Source organism: Mesorhizobium sp. M7A.F.Ca.US.011.01.1.1 (assembly GCF_003998295.1).
Lineage (GTDB): Bacteria > Pseudomonadota > Alphaproteobacteria > Rhizobiales > Rhizobiaceae > Mesorhizobium.
Window position 1 is genome coordinate 26,952 of the sequence record NZ_RZRT01000025.1, and the last position, 19,315, is coordinate 46,266.

Sequence of the window (19,315 nt, forward strand, 5' to 3'; positions counted from 1 at the left end):
AGATTTCATCAAGTAATTACGCTTGGCTTGGGGCGGCCGGTATGGCTGTGAATCCCGGCAATATCATCGGCTGCGGCAATCAGATCGGCAAGGGCGGCCTGGGTGTCGAGATCGTGTCTCGATTTGTCCGGCTCGTAGCGTTCGATGTAGACGCGCAGCGTCGCGCCCGACGTGCCGGTGCCGGAGAGGCGGAAGACGACCCGCGAACCACCTTCGAAAAGCACCCTGATGCCCTGATGCTCGCTGATCGAACCGTCGACCGGATCGTGATAGGCAAAATCGTCGGCGCTGGCGATTTTCATGCCGCGCACGCTGGTGCCAGGCAGCGAAGCGAGCTTGGCACGCAACTCGTTGACCAATGCGTTGGCGCGGTCGCTCTCAACCTCTTCATAATCGTGCCGCGAATAGTAGTTGCGACCGTAGGTCGCCCAGTGCTCGGCGACGATCTGCTTGCAGCTTTCGCCCCGCGCGGCAAGGATGTTGAGCCACAAAAGCACCGCCCAAAGGCCGTCCTTTTCGCGGACGTGGTTGGAACCGGTGCCGGCACTTTCCTCGCCGCAGATCGTCGCCATGTCGGCGTCGAGCAGATTGCCGAAGAACTTCCAGCCGGTCGGCGTCTCATAGAGGGCGATGCCGAGTTTTTCGGCGACGCGGTCGGCAGCGCCACTGGTCGGCATCGAGCGGGCAATTCCTTTCAGACCGGCCTTGTAGCCGGGCGCCAGGCGGGCGTTGGCGGCAAGCATGGCAACCGAATCCGACGGGGTGACGAAAATGCCCTTGCCGATGATCAGATTGCGGTCACCGTCGCCATCCGAGGCAGCGCCGAAATCCGGCGCGTCTGGTCCCATCATCTCGTCATAGAGGTGCTTGGCATGGACGAGGTTCGGGTCCGGGTGATGGCCGCCGAAATCCGGCAGCGGCTTGAAATTGCGGCAGGTGCCGTTGGGCGCGCCGAGCCGGTTTTCCAGGATCTCCTTGGCGTAGGGGCCGGTCACCGCGTGCATGGCGTCGAAGCGCATGCGGAAGCCGGATTTGAACAGTTTGCGCAGGGCATCGAAATCGAACAGGCTTTCCATCAGTTCGGCATAGTCGGCGACCGGGTCGATGATCTCGACCGTCATGCCGGCGGCCTTGACCGTGCCTGTTGTGTCGATGTCGATCGGATCGATATCGGCGATCTTGAAGCTTGAGATCGTCTTGGTTTTCTCGAACATCGCGTCGGTCAGCTTTTCCGGCGCCGGGCCGCCATTGCCGGCATTGTACTTGATGCCGAAATCCTCATGCGGGCCGCCCGGATTGTGGCTGGCCGACAGGATGATGCCGCCAAAGGTCTTGTATTTGCGGATGACATGCGAGGCGGCCGGCGTCGACAGGATACCGCCCTGCCCGACCATCACCTTGCCGAAGCCGTTGGCGGCCGCCATGGCGATGGCCTTCTGGATGACCTCGCGGTTGTAGAAGCGGCCATCGCCGCCAATCACCAGGGTCTTGCCCTTGAAACCGTCGAGCGCGTCGAAGATCGACTGGATGAAATTCTCGGCATAGTGCTCCTGCTGAAAGACAGGCACCTTCTTGCGCAGGCCCGACGTGCCGGGCTTCTGGTCGGAATAAGGCTTGGTGGGGACGGTTCGTATCATGCTTCAGGCAACCCTTTTCGAAAGCAGCGAGCGATAGAGTTCGACATATTTTTCGGCGCTCTTGTCCCACGACACATCGGCCTTCATGCCCTGGCGCTGCAACGATTCCCAGACCGCCGGACTGGCATGTGCGTCGACGAGGCGGCGGATGGCGTGCAGCAAGGCACCGCCATTGTTGGGCGCGAACTGGAAGCCGGTGGCGACGCCGGCCGAAACGGCAGCCTCATTGGCGTCGATGACCGTGTCGGCAAGGCCGCCGGTGCGGGCAACCACGGGTACGCAGCCATAGCGCAGGCCGTAAAGCTGCGTCAGCCCGCACGGTTCGAAGCGCGAGGGAATGACGATGGCGTCGCAGCCGCCTTGCATGATGTGCGACAGCCCCTCGTCGTAGCCGACAACGACCCCGATGCGGCCGCGATGCCTGGCGGCGGCGGCGAGCAGCGCGCCTTCGAGGCCGGCATCGCCCGAGCCCAGGATGGCCAGGCGCGCGCCGGTCGCAACAATGCCATCGACCGCTGTCGCCAAGGTATCCATGCCCTTTTGCCAGGTCAGGCGGCTGACGACGCAGACGATCGGGCTGTCGTCGCGCTCAAGGCTGAAGCGGTCTTCCACGGCAACCCTGTTGGGAGCGCGCGCCTTCAGCGTGCTCGCCGTATAGGTGGACACCAGATGCTTGTCGGTTTCCGGATCCCAGATGTCGGTGTCGATGCCGTTGACTATGCCATAGAGATCGCTGGAGCGCATGTTGATGAGGCCGTCGAGGCCCATGCCGAATTCCGGCAAGCGGATCTCCTGCGCGTAGGTCGGACTGACCGTGGTGATTGCCCAGGCGGCCTGCAGGCCGGCCTTGAGGAAGCCGACGCCGCCGTAATATTCGACGCCGTCGAGCGCCATTGCCGCCGCCGGCAGGCCGAGTTCGCCAAAGATGGCGGCGCCGAACTGGCCCTGGAAAGCGAGGTTGTGGACAGTCATCATCGATGGCACGCCGACCGCCTTGCCGTAGCGCATATAGGCCAGGGTCATCGCCGACTGCCAGTCATGGGCATGGACGATGTCGGGTTGGTAGCCAGAGATGGCGCCACCGGCGATGTCGCCGCCGACCTGGCTCAACGCCGCGAAACGCCGCCAATTGTCTGGCCAGTCCACGCCGGTGGCGTTGCCGTAGGGACCGCCGGGACGGTCGAACAGATGCGGCGCATCGAGCACGAACAGTTCGAGCCCGGCGAGTTGGACTGAATGGACGGAGGCCTTGCCTCCCTGCAGCAAGGGATATTGCAGAACCGCCCGCTTCTTCTTGAAGGCGGCCATGACGGTCGGAAACCCTGGGATGAGCGTGCGCACGGTCACGCCCTTAGCCGCCAAGGCAATGGGCAGCGCGCCGGTCACGTCGGCAAGCCCTCCGGTCTTGATCAGCGGAAAGATCTCGGGCGTGACCGACAGAACCTGCATGCGTTAGAGCCCTAACTTGTCGATCATGTCCTGGGTGACCAGGCAGATGCCTTTCTCCGAGACCCGAAAGCGCTTGGCATCGAGGACGGGATCTTCGCCGACCACCAGGCCTTCCGGTATCCTAACACCATGGTCGATGACCACGCGCTTCAACTTTGCGTTCCGGCCGACATGAACGTCGGGCAGCATGACGACTTCTTCCAGCGTCGAAAAGGAATTGATGCGCGCGCCGGTGAAGATCAGGCTTCTTTTGAGCGACGCACCCGAGACGATGCAGTCGCCCGAGACAAGCGAAGACACGGCCGAACCGCGGCGGCCATCCTCATCATGCACGAACTTTGCCGGCGGCTTCAATTCGGCATAGGTCCAGATCGGCCAGTCGCGATCGTAGAGGTCGAGTTCAGGCGTGATGTCGGTCAGGTCGATATTGGCTTCCCAATAGGCGTCGACCGTTCCGACGTCGCGCCAGTAGGCCTCGTTCTCGGCGGTCGAGCGGACGCAGGACTTGGCGAAGCGATGCGCGATCGCCTTACCGTGCTGGACGATATAGGGGATGATGTCCTTGCCGAAGTCGCGACTTGAGCCCGGCTCGGCCGCATCGCGGCGCAACTGCTCCATCAGGAATTTGGTCTTGAACACGTAGATGCCCATCGAAGCCAAAGCGAACTCCGGCTTGTCGGGAATGCCGGGCGGATCGGCGGGCTTTTCGACGAAGGCGATGATGTTGTCCTTGCCATCGACATGCATGACGCCGAAGCCGGTGGCTTCCATGCGCGGCACTTCGAGGCAGCCGACGGTGACGTCGGCATTGGCGTCGACGTGCTGGCGAAGCATCAGTTCGTAGTCCATCTTGTAGATGTGGTCGCCGGCGAGGATCACCATGTATTCGGGGCCGTAGGCCTCGATGATGTCGATGTTCTGATAGACGGCGTCGGCCGTGCCCTCGTACCACTGCGTTTCCGAGACGCGCTGGCTGGCCGGCAGGATGTCGAAACTCTCGTTTCGCTCGGGCCGCAGGAAGTTCCAGCCACGTTGCAGATGGCGGATCAGCGAATGCGCCTTGTACTGGGTGGCGACACCAAGGCGGCGAATGCCGGAGTTGAGCGCGTTGGAGAGCGCGAAGTCGATGATGCGCGTCTTGCCGCCGAAATAGACGGCCGGCTTGGCGCGCCGGTCGGTCAGTTCCTTGAGGCGGCTGCCACGGCCGCCGGCCAATACATAGGCCATGGCATCGCGCGCCAGTGGCTGGGTCCGTTTCAAGTCTGCCATTTCTACCCTCCCAAGTTACTCAGTCTCGACTACTCGACCTCGACACTCAGTCCACGACGAGCTCGAGCATGATCGTCGACAGCGGCGGCAAAAGCATCGTTGCAGAGATGCTTCCTCCCTCCGCCCGGGCCTCGACCATGCCGCCATTGCCCTTGCCGGAACCGCCATATTCAGAAGCGTCGGTGTTGATGATCTCACGCCATTTTCCGGCCGTCGGCAACGGTACCCGATAATTGTCGCGCGGCACCGGCGTAAAGTTGGAGATGACGGCCACCGGGCTACCGCCCGGCGCGCTGCGCAGCCAGGCAAAAACCGAATTCTGGCTGTCGTCGACGATCAGCCAGGTAAACCCTTCCGGTTCGCAGTCGCGGCCATGCAACGCCGGGCGCGAACGGTAGAGATAGTTGAGATCGCGCACCGTCTGCCAGACGCCGCGATGCGGCCGGAACTCCAGCAGGTTCCAGTCGAGCGCGCGCGCCTCGCTCCATTCGCGGCGCTGCGCGAACTCCTGCCCCATGAACAGCAACTTCTTGCCGGGGTAACCCCACATGAAGGCATAGTAGGCGCGTAGCGTCGCGAATTTCTGCCAGTCGTCGCCAGCCATCTTGCCAAGCAGCGTGCCTTTGCCGTGCACGACCTCGTCATGCGAGAGCGGCAGCACGAAATTCTCGGAGAAGGCGTAGGTCAGGCCGAAGGTGAGGTCGTTGTGGTGGTGCTTTCGGAAGATCGGTTCCTTGGAGAAATACTCCAGCGTGTCGTGCATGAAGCCCATATTCCACTTGAAGCCGAAGCCCAGCCCGCCTTCATGCACCGGTGCCGAGACCTTCGGCCAAGAGGTCGATTCCTCGGCGATGGTCATCACGCCCGGATGGTGGCCGTAGACCTCCTTGTTCATCTTCTGCAGGAAGCTGACCGCCTCAAGGTTCTCGCGGCCGCCTTTCTCGTTGGGGATCCATTCGCCGGCCTTGCGCGAATAGTCGAGGTACAGCATCGAGGCGACCGCATCGACGCGAAGTCCGTCGACATGGTATTTCTCGGCCCAGAACAACGCATTGTTGACCAGGAACGACACCACCTCGCGGCGGCCGAAATTGTAGATCGCGGTGTTCCAGTCGGGATGAAACCCCTTGCGCGGATCGGCATGTTCATAGAGCGCGGTGCCATCGAAATTGGCCAGGCCGTGCTCATCGACCGGGAAATGCGCCGGCACCCAGTCGAGAATAACGCCGACGCCGGCACGGTGGGCGCCGTCGACGAAGCGGGCAAAGCCGTCCGGATCGCCAAAGCGGGCCGATGGCGCGTAGAGCCCGGTCGTCTGGTAGCCCCAGGACGGGTCATAGGGATGTTCAGAGATCGGCATGAATTCGATATGGGTGAAGCCGGTCTCGACCACATAGGGGATGAGCCGGTCGGCCAGTTCGTCCCATGACAGGAACGTACCGTCGTCGCGAAGCTGCCAGGAGCCGGCATGGACCTCGTAGATCGAAATGGCTTCGCGCCGGTGATCGGCATTGCGCCAGAAATTGCGATGCGCCTCATCGCCCCACTCATGCGCCGGCGGCACAGCAACGACCGAAGCGGTGGCCGGACGCAGTTCGGATTTGAAGGCGAACGGATCGGCCTTCAGCGGCAGCCTGACGCCGTCGGGGCCGATGATCTCGTATTTGTAGGGCCGGCCAGCACCGATATCGGGAATGAACACCTCCCAGATGCCGGTGTCGCGGCGGTCGCGCATCGAGTGCCGGCGGCCGTCCCATTCGTTGAAATCGCCGACCACAGAGACACGCCGCGCATTGGGAGCCCAGACGGCGAAATGCACGCCCGTGGCGCCTTCGTGCTCGATGACATGGGCGCCGAGCTTGTCGAATAGCCTGAGATGCGATCCCTCGGCGATGTAGTAGTCGTCCATCGGCCCGAGCACCGGACCGAACGAATAGGGATCGGTCAGCCACCAGTCGCCGCCGGCATTGCGCGCGTGATAGCGAAGCGGTTGCCGCTTCTTGATCGAGAGCTTGCCTTCGAAAAAGCCGCCATCGTCGCGCCTGGACAATTCACCCGCGATGGTGCCGGTCAGCGTATAAGCGGTGACGAATTCGGCATTCGGAACAAAGCAGCGGGCCACAAAACCCTTCCCAGCCTCCTGAACACCGAGAACGGCAAACGGATCGCCATGCGTGCCCGCAACAATCGCCGCAACATCGCTGGCTGCCGCCAGTCCGTCCGGCCCGCTTGTCGCAGCGGTCGCGCGCGGCTTCTTCATCAGGCAGTGTCCCTCCCCAGGCACCGAGTGTTTGTTTCTAGTGGTGTGATCCGACTTTTAAGTTCACACCACCGGGACCACATTGTTTGCGGCCTCATGCAATCACATCAGGCAGGCACGTTCCAGATTTCTTTCGCATATTGGCGGATCGTGCGATCGGAGGAGAACCAGCCGACACGCGCCACATTGCGGATTGCCCTGGCGTACCAGTCGGGACTGTTGCGCCAGACCGCATCGACCTCGCGCTGGGCGGTGGCATAGGCATCGAAATCGGCGGCGACCATGAACCAGTCGCTGTTGTAGAGACCGTTGACGAGGTCGCGGTAACGCTCCGGATCATCCGGCGAGAAGACGCCTGACGAAACAGCCGCGACCGCTTGCGCCAGCTCGGGCGATCCTTCGATGACGGCGCGCGGATCGTAGCCGTTGTTGCGCCGCTCGGCGACCTCGGCGGTGGTCAGGCCGAAGATGAAGATGTTGTCGTCGCCGACGCATCCCTTGATCTCGACATTGGCACCGTCGAGCGTGCCGATGGTCAGCGCGCCGTTCAGCGCGAACTTCATGTTGCCGGTGCCCGACGCTTCCATGCCGGCGGTCGAGATCTGCTCGGACAAGTCGGCGGCCGGCATCATGATCTCGGCAAGGCTAACATTGTAATTCGGCACGAACACTACCTTCAGCAGACCGCGCACGGCCGGGTCGCGGTTGATGACCTTGGCGACGTCGTTGGCGAGTTTGATGATCAGCTTGGCGTTGTGATAGCTGGGCGCCGCTTTGCCGCCGAAGAATTTCACGCGCGGCATCCAGTCGCGCTCGGGGTGCGAGCGGATCTGGTCATAGAGGGCGACCGCCTCGAGGATGTTCAGAAGCTGGCGCTTGTATTCGTGGATGCGTTTGATCTGGATGTCGAAAAGCGCCGAAGGATCGACCTTGATGCCGAGCCGGTCGGCGACGAGGTTGGCCAATCGCGCCTTGTTGGCGCGCTTGACGGCGGCGAACTTGTCGCGAAAGACGGCATCGCCGGCGAAACCGTCGAGATCCTTAATGGCGTCGATGTCATCGAGAAAACGGTCGCCGATCGCCTCGCGGGCGAGCGACGTCAGTCCGGGATTGCATTGGATCAGCCAGCGCCGCGGCGTGATGCCGTTGGTCTTGTTGTTGATACGATCGGGATAGAGCTTGTGCAGGTCGGCGAACACCGTCTCCTTCATCAGGTCGGTATGAAGAGCCGAAACGCCGTTGATGGAATGCGAGCCGACAAAGGCCAGATTGCCCATGCGCACCCGGCGGTCGCCATTTTCCTGGATCAGCGAGATGCGGCCAATCTGCTCGTCCGAGAACTGGTTGGACGCGCGCGCCTCAAGCAGCACTTCGGCATTGATGGCATAGACGATCTGCATGTGACGCGGCAAAAGCCGCTCGAACAGCGGCACCGGCCAGCTTTCCAGCGCCTCGGGCAGCAGCGTGTGGTTGGTGTAGCCGAAGGTGCGCTTGGTGATATCCCAAGCCTGGTCGAAGTCCATGCCGTGGACGTCCATCAACAGGCGCATCAACTCCGGCACGGCGATGGCGGGATGGGTGTCGTTCAAGTGGATCGCAGCCTTGTCGGGCAGCGACTTCAGGTCGCCATATTGGCTCAGATGGCGCTGCACGATGTCCTGCAGCGAGGCGGTGGAGAAGAAATACTCCTGCCGAAGCCGCAGTTCCTGCCCGGCCTTGTGGGAATCGGCGGGATAGAGCACGCGCGACAAGGCATCGGCCTTGTTGCTTTCGGCTAGCGCGCCAATGTGGTCGCCGGCATTGAATTTGTCGAGCAGGATCGGATCGACCGGCATCCCCGACCAGAGCCGCAGCGTGTTGACGCGGTTGGCCCGCCAGCCGACGACGGGCGTGTCATAGGCGACGGCCAGCACATGCTCGGTCGGTTTCCAGACATGGCGTTCGAGGCGCCCGTCCTTGGAGGTGATCGATTCCACCGAACCGCCGAAACCAACCTCGAAGGAGCGTTCGCGACGTTCGAATTCCCACGGGTTACCGTGATCAAGCCAAGTCTCGGGCAGTTCCACCTGCCAGCCGTCGTGGATCTCCTGGCGGAACATACCGTTGGCATAGCGGATGCCGTAGCCATGCGCGGGAATGTCGACGGTCGCCATGCTTTCCATGAAGCAGGCGGCGAGCCGGCCGAGGCCGCCATTGCCGAGCGCCGCATCCGGTTCGAGCCCGGCGATAAGGTCGAGGTCGACGCCAAGGGATTTCAGCGCTTCGCGCATATTGTCCATCAGGCCGAGATTGGAGAAGGCATCACGCATCAGCCGGCCGATGAGGAATTCGAGCGACAGGTAATAGACGCGCTTTTCCTGCTGGGCGTAGGCCTCCTGCGTCGCCTGCATCCAGTGATCGACGATGCGGTCGCGCACGACCTTGATCGAGGCCGTCAGCCAATCATGTTGCGTGGCGACGTTGGTGCCCTTGCCTACCCGGTATTTGAGGGCCTTCAAGACTTCGTCGGCGAGCGTCTTGGGATCGGGGGTTTCGAGAACGGGAGCTTTGGATGTCATCGCGTTTGCCATGTCGCCTTCTCGTGCATTTGCCATGATCATACCGGCTTTCACCATTCCTCCCAGCCCATGCTAGCTGATCTCGGCATATCTTCAATCGATTTAAACTGCCGCGAGGCCGGCTGACCCTGCGGCAATTTGGGCCATCGGAGCCTCAAGCCGCCAACGCTGCCTCGGGCGGAACCTTTGCTCCGGTCATGAAGGCCACGGCATCGGACATCGTATATTGCTTGGGATCGATGACGCAGAGACGACGGCCCAGCCGGTGGATGTGAATGCGGTCGGCCACTTCGAAGACATGCGGCATGTTGTGCGAGATCAGCACGATCGGCAGGCCCCGTTTCTTGACGTCGAGGATCAACTCGAGCACGCGGCGGCTTTCCTTGACGCCAAGCGCGGCCGTCGGCTCATCCATGATCACCACACGACTGCCAAAGGCGGCCGCACGCGCCACGGCAACGCCCTGCCTTTGGCCGCCCGAGAGCGTCTCCACAGCCTGGCTGATGTTCTGGATGGTCATCAGGCCAAGTTCGGTAAGCTTGTCGCGAGCGCGCTTTTCCATTGCCGGACGGTCGAGCATACGAAGCCAGTCGCCCAGAAAACCCGGTTTGCGGATTTCGCGACCAAGGAACATGTTGTCGGCGATCGAGAGCGCCGGCGACAGCGCCAGATTCTGATAGACGGTCTCGATGCCGGCTTCGCGGGCCTCCATCGGCGATTTGAAGGCGACGGGCTTGCCTTCAAGCCGGATCTCGCCTTCGTCGGGTACGGCCGCGCCGGAAATCGCCTTGATGAGCGACGACTTGCCGGCTCCATTGTCGCCGATGACGGCAAGGATTTCGCCGGGGTAGAGGTCGAAGTCGGCGTTGTCGAGGGCCGTGACGCGGCCATAGCGCTTGACCAGGCCACGCGCGGTGAGAATGGGTTCCTGGGTCGTGGTCATGCCGAAACCTTTCTGATCCATTGGTCGACTGCCACGGCGCCGATTATCAGCACACCGGTGAGCAGCACCTTCCATTGCGGATCGGCGCCCAGCATGTTGAGGCCCATGGAAACGACGCCGACGATCATCGCGCCGAACAGCGTGCCCAGGATCGAGCCGCGTCCGCCGAACAGGGAAATACCGCCGATCACCGTCGCGGTGATCGCCTGGAGATTGTAGTCGGTGACGGCGGCCGACGGCGAGATCGAGCCGTTGCGGCCGATGGAGACCCAGGCAGCGAAAGCGGCGATCAGCCCGGCAAGGGTGTAGACCGTCATCAGCACCTTCTTGGTCTGGATGCCCGACAGCTTCGCCGCCTCCTGATCATCGCCAACGGCGTAGACATGGCGGCCCCATGCCGTGTGATTGAGCACGTACCAGAGGATCATCACGAGCACGACCGTGGCAATGACGCCGAGCGTCAGCACCGCCGTGCCGACCTTGAAGCTCAATGCAAACAGATGCAGCAGCGGCGCCTGGGTGTCGACATCGGTGTCGCGGATCGTCTCGTTGGCCGAATAGATGAAGTTCGTGGCCATGACGATGTTCCAGGTGCCAAGCGTCACGATGAAGGGCGGCAGCTTCATGTAGGCGACAAGCACCCCGTTGAGCAGCCCGCAGGCCGCGCCGGCGGCAAGCCCGATCGCCACGGCGAGCGCGCTCGGCATACCGTAGCTGACAGCGCAATTGCCCATGATCACCGCTGAAATTACCATGATCACGCCGATCGACAGGTCGATGCCGGCGGTCAGGATGACCAGCGTCTGTGCGGCACCCAGAATGCCGATGATGGCGATCTGCTGCAGGATAAGCGTCAGCGTATAGGACGAAAAGAACCGCCCTCCGATGGTGATGCCGAAGACGATGATCGCCAGAACCAGGACGATCAGCGGCACCGCGGCCGGCGTCGAATGCAAGAAATGCTGGATGCGCTTGACGGCCGATTTGTGCTCGTCAAAAGCAGCAACGCTGGTGTCGCTGCTCGAGAGAACCTTCTCGAATTCCTGAGCTTGAGCCATGTTTACTCCCCGTAGGCTTCAGCCAAACGCCGACGCCAGTCCACGCCTTTCCGGTCTGCTGCCGGGATTGTTCGCGGTCACGCGAGCCATCGTCCACCCGAAGCGGCCGGGGATCAAGCCCCGGCCGCTCAGGTTCCCTGGATGCCTGTCAGACCGGGATCAGCCCCAGCACTTGGCGAGGCCTTCCTTGGTGTCGATGGACTTCACGCCGGTAGCCGGCTTGTCGGTCACCAGGTTGACGCCGGTGTCGAAGAAATTCTTGCCTTCGGTCGGCTTCGGCTTGGTTCCGTCCTTGGCAAAAGCGGCGATCGCCTCGATGCCGAGCGCTGCCATCTGCAGCGGGTATTGCTGCGAAGTGGCACCAATGACGCCTTCGGCCACCGACTTCACTCCGGGGCAGCCGCCGTCGACGGAGACGATCAGCACCTGGCTTTCGAGGCCGACAGCCTTGAGCGCCTGGTAGGCGCCGACAGCGGCGGGCTCGTTGATGGTGTGGATGACGTTGATGGTGTTGTCCTTCTGCAGGAGGTTCTCCATCGCCTTGCGGCCGCCCTCTTCGTTGCCGTTGGTGACGTCGTGGCCGACGATGCGCGCATCGTCCTCATCGCCGATCTTGTTGGGATCCTTCACGTCGATGCCGTAGCCCATCATGAAGCCCTGGTCGCGAAGCACGTCGACGGTCGGCTGCGAAGGCGTCAGGTCGAGGAAGCCGATCTTGGCGTCCTTGGCCTTGTCGCCGAGCGTGGCGGCTGCCCAGGCACCGATCAGCTTGCCGGCTTCGAGATTGTCCGTTGCAAAGGTCGCGTCGGCGGCGTCGATCGGATCGAGCGGCGTGTCGAGCGCGATCACCAGCAGGCCCGCATCGCGCGCCTTCTTCACGGTAGGCACGATGCCCTTGGTGTCGGATGCGGTGATCAGGATACCCTTGGCGCCGTCGGCGATGCAACTCTCGATCGCCGCGACCTGGCTCTCGCTGTCGCCGTCGATCTTGCCGGCATAGGTCTTGAGGTCGACGCCGAGTTCCTTGGCCTTCGCGGTGGCGCCTTCCTTCATCTTGACGAAGAAGGGATTGGTGTCGGTCTTGGTGATCAGGCAGGCACCGACACCGGCCGCGGATGCGGACGATGCGAACGCCATCAGCCCCAGAGCCGCGGCGGCAAACACGGTCGATTTCAACAGTTTTGTATTGGTCACGATTTCCTCCCAGTAGAACCATTCCGGATGCCGGCCAACCGGCACCTGCAGCGCGTCCAACGAAATTCTCCCAGCGTGGACGCTGCTTCAACAGACACCAGCACAAAGCCCCTGTCAATAATTAAATCACTCTTATTTATTATTGACAGCCTTGCTTCGTTCACCCATTCTGGCCCAAAAGCATTGAGGGGAACGACGGGAGGAACAGGGTGGAAACGGCCATTGCGAGGCACGGTTCGCCCGAGGTGAATGACAGTCTCATTCACCGCGGCACCAACCAGAGCGGCATGCGCGACCACAACGAGCGGTTGGTGCTGTCGCTGGTGCGCCAGCACGGCAGCCTGGCAAAATCCGACATCGCCCGCATGACCGGCCTTTCGGCGCAGACGGTTTCGGTCATCATGCGCGAGTTGGAGGAAGAAAGCCTCCTGCTGCGCCAGGCGCCGTTGCGCGGCAAGATCGGCCAGCCTTCCATCCCGATGGCGCTCAACCCCGAAGGCGCTTTCTTCATTGGCCTGAAGATCGGCCGCCGCAGCGCTGAACTGGTATTGATAGATTTCCTTGGCCATGTCCGTTCGATGCTGCAGCATTCCTATCGCTACCCGGCGCCGCGCGAGACGGTGGACTTCGTCACCAACGGCATGCGGCAGATGCGCGGCGAGCTGACGCCCGCGCAAGACAAGCGCATCGCCGGGCTCGGCATCGCCATGCCGTTCGAATTGTGGAACTGGGCCGATACCGCCGGCGCCCCGCGCGATGTCATGGACGAATGGCGTCACCGCGACATCAGGGCCGACATCCAGGCGCAATGCGATTTTCCGGTCTATTTGCAGAACGATGCCACGTCGGCCTGCGGCGCCGAGCTCGTCTTCGGCCAGGCGGGCGCCGCGCGTGACTTCGTCTATTTTTATATCGGTGCCTTTGCCGGTGGCGGCATCGTGCTGAACGGCCGGCTTTTTGGCGGCCCGACCGGCAATGCCGGAGCGCTCGGCTCCATGCCCGTGCCCGGGCCGGACGGCAAGCCGACCCAACTGATCGATGTCGCTTCCATCGCCATGCTCGAAAAGGCGCTCAATGCGCGCGGCATCGAGGCCTCGCATCTGTGGACCTCGCCGGAAGACTGGGGCGAGATCGGATCCGAACTCGACGACTGGATCGCCAGCGCCTCAAGGGCGCTCGCTTACGCCATCGTCGCCGCGTCCTCGATCATCGATTTCGAAGCGGCGGTGATCGACGGCTGGATGCCGAAGGCGGTGCGTCGCCGGTTGGTCGACGCCATCATCGCGGCAATCGCCACGATCGATGGCGAAGGCTTGAAGCTGCCCGCGATTCGCGAGGGAACCGTCGGCATCCATGCCCGGGCGCTCGGCGGCGCTAGCCTGCCACTTTCCGAACGCTTCCTGATCGGCTCGACGACGATTTCCAGGAGCGCCTGATGCTGATCGGAATTCCGGCGCTGCTCGGTCCGGAGCTTCTGGCGATCCTGCGCGGCATGGGGCATGGCGACGAAATCGCCCTTGTCGACGGAAACTATCCGGCGGAACAGCAGGCGACCCGGCTGGTGCGCGCCGACGGTCACCCTCTTATCCCCGTACTCGACGCGATATTGAGTGTCCTGCCTGTCGATGACGCCTTGCCGGAGGCGCTGTTTCGCGCCTCGGTCAAGGGCGATCCCTCGCTTGCCGATCCCGTCCATCATGAGATCGAGGCGATCTGCGCCAAACGGGCGCCAGGCCGCAAGGTGGTTGCGCTGGCCGGCGCCGACTTCTATGCACGGGTCAAATCGGCGCACGCCATCGTCGCGACAAGCGAGCCGCGGCTCTACGCCAACATCATCATCCGCAAGGGCGTGATCCATCCGCCGGAGACCAGGAAGCCATGATCCTCTGCTGCGGCGAAGCCCTGATCGACATGCTGCCGCGCACGACGACAGCGGGTGAGCCGGCCTTCGCGCCTTATGTCGGCGGCGCGGTGTTCAACACGGCGATCGCGCTTGGCCGGCTCGGCGCGCCGGCAGGCTTCTTTTCGGGCCTGTCGTCGGATCTGTTCGGCGGCCAGTTCCGGGATGCGCTGGGGGCAAGCAAGGTCAGCTCCACCTATGCGCACACCTCACCACGGCCAACGACGCTGGCCTTCGTCAAGCTCACCAACGGCCAGGCGACCTACACTTTCTATGACGAGAACACCGCCGGCCGCATGCTGACCGTCGACGACCTGCCGCAGCTTGGCAGCGAGATCGAAGCCATGCTGTTCGGTGCCATCAGCCTGATTTCGGAGCCCGCCGGCAGTGCCTATGAGGAATTCATGCGGCGCGAGCATGAAAGTCGAGTCATGATGCTCGATCCCAACATCCGGCCGAACTTCATACCGGACAAGGCCAAGCACCTCAGGCGCATTCGCGCGATGATGGCGATGGCCGACATCGTGAAATTGTCGGACGAAGACCTGAACTGGTTCGGCGAAGCCGGCTCGCACGAGGATGTCATCCGCAACTGGCTGGATCGAGGCCCGAAGCTGATCGTCGTCACCCATGGCAGCGAAGGCGCCGTCGGCTATACCAGGGAACATGCCGTCACCGTCATGCCGGAAAAGGTCGAGGTGGTCGACACGGTCGGTGCCGGCGATACCTTCAACGCCGGCATCCTCGCCTCCTTGCATGAGCAGGGCCTGCTGACCAAGGCGGCGATTTCCGGCTTGTCGAAAGACGCCATCCACAAGGCGCTGGCGCTCGGCGCGACGGCGGCGGCAGTGACCGTGTCGCGGGCCGGCGCCAATCCACCCTGGCGACATGAAATCGCCTCAGCAACGCTCAACATAAGCTGAGCCCAATCGATCACTTTATGTTTCGCAGGGGCTCTTTCCAGGGCTATGAGGGCGGGATGGCGCCCGACGAAGCCCGGATTTCCGGCATCTGACTGACATTCGCGGGGAAATACTGGTAACGGACTGCGACACTTGGGCAATTTAGGGCTCCGCCTGCCCGGCTTTCTCGGCAAGCGCAACTCTGATACCAGCGGCCGATTATCTGGCTAACCCGTTTTTGAGGCCGACATGCAGTTCATCGATCTTGGCGCGCAGCGCGAACGTATCCGCGACCGGCTGAAGGCCGCGATCGACCGTGTCGTCGACGAAGGCCGTTATATTCTTGGCCCGCAAGTCACCGAATTCGAGAACAAGCTTGCCGCCTATATCGGCACCAAGCATGTCGTGGCCTGCGCCAACGGCACCGACGCGCTGCTGTTGCCGCTGTTTGCGGCCGGCGTCGGCCCGGGTGACGCGGTGTTCGTGCCGAGCTTCACTTTCGCCGCCACCGCCGAAGTGGTGGCACTGGCCAAGGCCGAGCCGGTGTTCGTCGATGTCGACCCGCATAGCTACAACATCGACATTGCCAGCCTCGAAGCGGCCATCGCCATGATCAAGAAGCAAGGCCGGCTGAAGCCGAAGGCAATCATTCCCGTCGATCTGTTCGGCCTTGCCGCCGACTACGAGGCGATCATGGCGATCGCCAACCGCGAAGGGCTGATGGTGATCGAGGATGCCGCCCAGTCGATGGGCGGTTCGCTCGACGGCAAGATGTGCGGTGCTTTCGGCCATGTCGGATCGACCAGCTTCTATCCGGCCAAGCCGCTTGGCTGCTACGGCGACGGCGGCGCGATGTTCACCAATGACGATGCTTTGGCCGAGCAGCTTCGCTCCTTCGCCTTCCATGGCAAGGGCGAGACGCAATACGACAATGTCCGCGTTGGCATCAATTCGCGACTCGACACGCTGCAGGCGGCGATCCTGATCGAGAAGCTGGCCATCCTGGAAGACGAGATGATCGCCCGGCAGGTGGTGGCAAAACGCTATGCCGAAGGGCTTGGCGACATCGTCACCGCCGCCCGCAATCTGGACGGCACCCGTTCGGCCTGGGCGCAATACGCCATCGAGACGCCCAAGCGCGACGGGCTGAGGGCGCATCTCGGCGAGAAAGGCATTCCGTCTGTCATTTACTACGTGAAGCCGCTGCATGCTCAGGTCGCTTATCGCGACTACCCACGCACGCCGAGCGGCCTTGCCGTTTCGGAAGACCTGCCGAATCGGATCCTGTGCCTGCCGATGCATCCTTATCTCAATGAAGCCGATCAGGACCGCATCATCGAAACGATCCGCAACTATATCGGCTCGAATTCGGCGCAGGCCGCAGCCGAGTAAGCTGTCGACCGGTCTCAGACGGGACTGGCCCCTGCCCCACTGGCAATAAAATGCGGATTGGCGAAATCCTCGTCGTCGCTTTGCCTGCGCTTGCCATAAACCAGAGGTTGGCCGTCGAGCGTGCGCGTCATGCCGCCGGCGGCGCGCAGGACGGCGTCGCCTGCCGCCGTGTCCCATTCCATGGTGCGGCCGAAGCGCGGATAGACATCAGCCTCGGCACTGGCGAGAAGGCAGAATTTCAAGGACGAACCGACCGAGACGATTTCGGCGGCACCCAGGTCGCGAATATAGGCCTCGGTTTCCGGCGTGTTGTGGGAACGGCTGGCGACGACGGCCAGCGGCGCCACGGCCGTTCTCACCGAGATCGGCCGGCGGCCGACGATCTGGTAGCCGCCATCGATTTCGAGTGATTCCGCGCTGCCCGGCAGGCCGGAAAAGAAGCGCCCCGTACAGGGCGCAAAGACGACGCCGACTTCCGGCACGCCATTGCGAACCAGCGCGATGTTGACGGTGAAATCGGTGCGGCGGTTAACGAACTCCTTGGTCCCATCCAGCGGATCGATCAGAAAAAAGGCCCCGTTCAGGTCGGGCGGCACGATCCCGGCGGAAGCTTCTTCCTCGGCCACACAAGGGATATCGGGAAATGCGGCACGCAGTCCGGCGAGAATGATCTTTTCGCTCTCGCGGTCCGCCTCGGTCACCGGCGAGGCGTCGGACTTGCGGTCAACCGCACAGCCGGCGTGGAACACGCGCATCACCTCGCGCCCGGCCGACAAGGCCAGGCGCTCGAAGATTTCGAGCATCAGCCTGTCGTCAGATGCCGCCGCCGCTATCGTATTGGTCTTCGGCAATGTCGCGCTCGTTCAGCCAGTGTTCCAGGGCGTCGACCATCTCTTCGGCCGACTTGCCGAGTGTCCGCAGATGGATCTCCGGGGTTTCCGGCGCTTCATAAGGGGAATCGACGCCGGTGAAATTCTTGATCTCGCCATTCAGCGCGCGCGCATAGAGGCCCTTCGGATCACGCCTGGCGCATTCCTCGAAGGGCGTATCGACGAACACCTCGACGAATTCTCCGTCGGCCATCAATTCACGTGCCATGCGCCGCTCGGCGCTGAACGGCGAAATGAACGAAACAATGACGATCAACCCGGCATCGGCCATCAAACGCGCCACTTCGGCAACGCGGCGGATGTTCTCAACACGATCCGCGTCGGTGAAGCCAAGATCGCGATTGAGACCGTGACGGACGTTGTCGCCGTCCAGGATATAGGTATGACGGCCGGTGGCGAACAGCTTCTTTTCGAACAGGTTGGCGATGGTCGACTTGCCGGATCCCGACAGCCCAGTGAACCAGAACACGGCGGGCCGCTGGTTCTTCATGTCGGCGCGCACGCGCTTGCCGACATCGAGCGACTGCCAATGAATGTTTTCGGCACGGCGCAACGAGTGCAAGATCATGCCGGCGCCGACCGTGGCGTTGGAGATGCGGTCGATCAGGATGAAGGCGCCGGTGGTGCGGTTTTCGGCGAAGGGATCGAAGGCGATCGGCGTCCGCGTCGAGATGTTGCAGATGCCGACTTCGTTCATTTCGAGCGACTTGGCCGCTTCATGGGCAAAGTCATTGACGTTGATCCGATATTTTAGGTCGGTGACGGTGGCGCTGGTCTGGTCGGTCTCGGTGCGCAGGATGTAAGAGCGGCCTGGTAGCAACGCATGCTCGTCGAACCAGACGATGTTGGCGGCGAACTGGTCGGCGACTTGCGGCCGTGCGGCAGGCGAAACCAGCATGTTGCCGCGCGAGATTTCGACTTCGTCATCGAGGACGAGCGTGACGGCCTGGCCGGCGGCCGCCTGGGCGAGATCGCCGCCATACGAGACGATCCGCTTGACGCGCGAGGATTTGCCGGACTTGGCGACAACGACCTCGTCGCCGGGCGCAACCGAGCCGGAGCCGACCGTGCCGGCAAAGCCGCGAAAGTCGAGATTGGGACGATTGACATACTGGACCGGGAAACGGAACGGCAGTTCGACCATCGCTTCGTTGACCGACACGGTTTCGAGATGCTCGATCAGCGTCGGGCCGGAATACCATTCCATGCTTTCCGACCGGCGGCTGACATTGTCGCCATAACGGGCCGACATTGGGATCGGCACAATGGTCTGGAAGCCGAGATCGCGCGAGAATTGCCCGTAGTCTTCGACGATCCGGTCGAAAACCGCCTGATCGAAATCGACAAGATCGATCTTGTTGACAGCCAGCACGACGTGGCGGATGCCGAGCAGCGAGGCGATGATCGAATGCCGCCTTGTCTGGCGAAGCACCCCCTGCCGGGCATCGATCAGCACGATCGCCAGGTCGGCGGTCGAAGCGCCGGTGGCCATGTTGCGGGTGTATTGCTCGTGGCCAGGTGTGTCGGCAACGATGAATTTGCGTTTCGGTGTGGCGAAGAAGCGGTAAGCGACGTCAATGGTGATGCCTTGCTCGCGCTCGGCCTCCAGACCGTCGACCAGCAGCGCGAAATCGATGTCGTCGCCCGTCGTGCCATGCTTGCGCGAATCGCGTTCGAGCGCGGCGAGTTGATCCTCGAAAATCTGCTTGGTGTCGGACAGCAGGCGCCCGATCAGCGTCGACTTGCCGTCATCGACCGAGCCGCAGGTCAGGAAGCGCAGCAGCGACTTCTTCTCCTGCGCAGCCAGATAGTCGCGAACGCCGTCGGTGGGAGCGAGGCTCTTTGCCATGATGTGGCGCATGG

General features: G+C 62.6%; 14 protein-coding genes. 4 read left to right on the top strand and 10 right to left on the bottom strand.

Annotated elements, in window-relative coordinates:
• Positions 1-8: 8 nt before the first annotated feature.
• The 8 genes from EOA13_RS21380 to EOA13_RS21415 form a co-directional block, all read right to left on the bottom strand.
• Entirely contained in the window at positions 9-1,637 is a 1,629-nt protein-coding gene (locus EOA13_RS21380; protein ID WP_127295659.1) for an alpha-D-glucose phosphate-specific phosphoglucomutase, read from the bottom strand.
• A gap of 3 nt (positions 1,638-1,640) precedes the next feature.
• The gene (gene glgA, locus EOA13_RS21385) at positions 1,641-3,086 is read right to left on the bottom strand and encodes a glycogen synthase GlgA (protein ID WP_127295661.1); all 1,446 of its coding nucleotides are present in this window, start codon (positions 3,084-3,086) and stop codon (positions 1,641-1,643) included.
• 3 nt (positions 3,087-3,089) lie between these two features.
• Positions 3,090-4,355 (bottom strand): glucose-1-phosphate adenylyltransferase, encoded by a 1,266-nt coding sequence (gene glgC / locus EOA13_RS21390; RefSeq protein ID WP_127295663.1) that lies wholly within the window; start codon positions 4,353-4,355, stop codon positions 3,090-3,092.
• Positions 4,356-4,401: 46 nt separating this feature from the next.
• Entirely contained in the window at positions 4,402-6,615 is a 2,214-nt protein-coding gene (gene glgB, locus EOA13_RS21395) for a 1,4-alpha-glucan branching protein GlgB (protein ID WP_127295665.1), read from the bottom strand.
• 107 nt (positions 6,616-6,722) lie between these two features.
• A complete protein-coding gene (locus EOA13_RS21400; protein WP_127295667.1) occupies positions 6,723-9,185 on the bottom strand; it encodes a glycogen/starch/alpha-glucan phosphorylase in 2,463 nt (820 codons plus the stop codon).
• Between the two features lie 142 nt (positions 9,186-9,327).
• The gene (locus EOA13_RS21405; RefSeq protein ID WP_023808509.1) at positions 9,328-10,137 is read right to left on the bottom strand and encodes an ATP-binding cassette domain-containing protein; all 810 of its coding nucleotides are present in this window, start codon (positions 10,135-10,137) and stop codon (positions 9,328-9,330) included.
• Positions 10,113-11,174, bottom strand: coding sequence for an ABC transporter permease (locus tag EOA13_RS21410; protein ID WP_127295669.1), 1,062 nt, complete (start codon positions 11,172-11,174; stop codon positions 10,113-10,115). The genes EOA13_RS21405 and EOA13_RS21410 overlap by 25 nt, the downstream gene beginning before the upstream one ends.
• A gap of 159 nt (positions 11,175-11,333) precedes the next feature.
• Complete coding sequence (locus EOA13_RS21415; protein ID WP_023808511.1) at positions 11,334-12,350, bottom strand: sugar ABC transporter substrate-binding protein; 1,017 nt, start codon at positions 12,348-12,350, stop codon at positions 11,334-11,336.
• Positions 12,351-12,577: 227 nt separating this feature from the next.
• On the opposite strand from EOA13_RS21415, the gene EOA13_RS21420 reads away from it, so the two are divergent.
• The 4 genes from EOA13_RS21420 (at position 12,578) to EOA13_RS21435 (ending at position 16,562) form a co-directional block, all read left to right on the top strand.
• Entirely contained in the window at positions 12,578-13,804 is a 1,227-nt protein-coding gene (locus EOA13_RS21420) for an ROK family protein (RefSeq protein ID WP_127295671.1), read from the top strand.
• Entirely contained in the window at positions 13,804-14,250 is a 447-nt protein-coding gene (locus EOA13_RS21425; protein WP_127295673.1) for an RbsD/FucU domain-containing protein, read from the top strand. The genes EOA13_RS21420 and EOA13_RS21425 overlap by 1 nt, the downstream gene beginning before the upstream one ends.
• On the top strand, positions 14,247-15,191 hold the full coding sequence (locus EOA13_RS21430; protein WP_127295675.1) for a carbohydrate kinase: 945 nt from the start codon (positions 14,247-14,249) through the stop codon (positions 15,189-15,191). The genes EOA13_RS21425 and EOA13_RS21430 overlap by 4 nt, the downstream gene beginning before the upstream one ends.
• Positions 15,192-15,419: 228 nt before the next feature.
• Positions 15,420-16,562 carry a DegT/DnrJ/EryC1/StrS aminotransferase family protein gene (locus EOA13_RS21435; protein ID WP_127295677.1) on the top strand — a complete coding sequence of 381 codons (1,143 nt, stop codon included), beginning with the start codon at positions 15,420-15,422 and terminating at the stop codon, positions 16,560-16,562.
• Between the two features lie 14 nt (positions 16,563-16,576).
• Here the strand turns inward: EOA13_RS21435 and cysQ are convergent, their stop codons facing one another.
• Both cysQ and cysN read right to left on the bottom strand, forming a co-directional pair.
• Positions 16,577-17,365 carry a 3'(2'),5'-bisphosphate nucleotidase CysQ gene (gene cysQ / locus EOA13_RS21440; protein ID WP_164780246.1) on the bottom strand — a complete coding sequence of 263 codons (789 nt, stop codon included), beginning with the start codon at positions 17,363-17,365 and terminating at the stop codon, positions 16,577-16,579.
• Positions 17,366-17,375: 10 nt separating this feature from the next.
• On the bottom strand, positions 17,376-19,313 hold the full coding sequence (gene cysN / locus EOA13_RS21445; protein ID WP_164780235.1) for a sulfate adenylyltransferase subunit CysN: 1,938 nt from the start codon (positions 19,311-19,313) through the stop codon (positions 17,376-17,378).
• Positions 19,314-19,315 lie beyond the last annotated feature (2 nt).

Coding starts and splice junctions, on each gene's coding strand:
- EOA13_RS21380 (WP_127295659.1), bottom strand. CDS start 1,637: ATGATACGAACCGTCCCCACCAAGCCTTATTCCGACCAGAAGCCCGGC.
- glgA (WP_127295661.1), bottom strand. CDS start 3,086: ATGCAGGTTCTGTCGGTCACGCCCGAGATCTTTCCGCTGATCAAGACC.
- glgC (WP_127295663.1), bottom strand. CDS start 4,355: ATGGCAGACTTGAAACGGACCCAGCCACTGGCGCGCGATGCCATGGCC.
- glgB (WP_127295665.1), bottom strand. CDS start 6,615: ATGAAGAAGCCGCGCGCGACCGCTGCGACAAGCGGGCCGGACGGACTG.
- EOA13_RS21400 (WP_127295667.1), bottom strand. CDS start 9,185: ATGGCAAACGCGATGACATCCAAAGCTCCCGTTCTCGAAACCCCCGAT.
- EOA13_RS21405 (WP_023808509.1), bottom strand. CDS start 10,137: ATGGATCAGAAAGGTTTCGGCATGACCACGACCCAGGAACCCATTCTC.
- EOA13_RS21410 (WP_127295669.1), bottom strand. CDS start 11,174: ATGGCTCAAGCTCAGGAATTCGAGAAGGTTCTCTCGAGCAGCGACACC.
- EOA13_RS21425 (WP_127295673.1), top strand. CDS start 13,804: ATGCTGATCGGAATTCCGGCGCTGCTCGGTCCGGAGCTTCTGGCGATC.
- EOA13_RS21430 (WP_127295675.1), top strand. CDS start 14,247: ATGATCCTCTGCTGCGGCGAAGCCCTGATCGACATGCTGCCGCGCACG.
- EOA13_RS21435 (WP_127295677.1), top strand. CDS start 15,420: ATGCAGTTCATCGATCTTGGCGCGCAGCGCGAACGTATCCGCGACCGG.
- cysQ (WP_164780246.1), bottom strand. CDS start 17,365: ATGCTCGAAATCTTCGAGCGCCTGGCCTTGTCGGCCGGGCGCGAGGTG.
- cysN (WP_164780235.1), bottom strand. CDS start 19,313: ATGCGCCACATCATGGCAAAGAGCCTCGCTCCCACCGACGGCGTTCGC.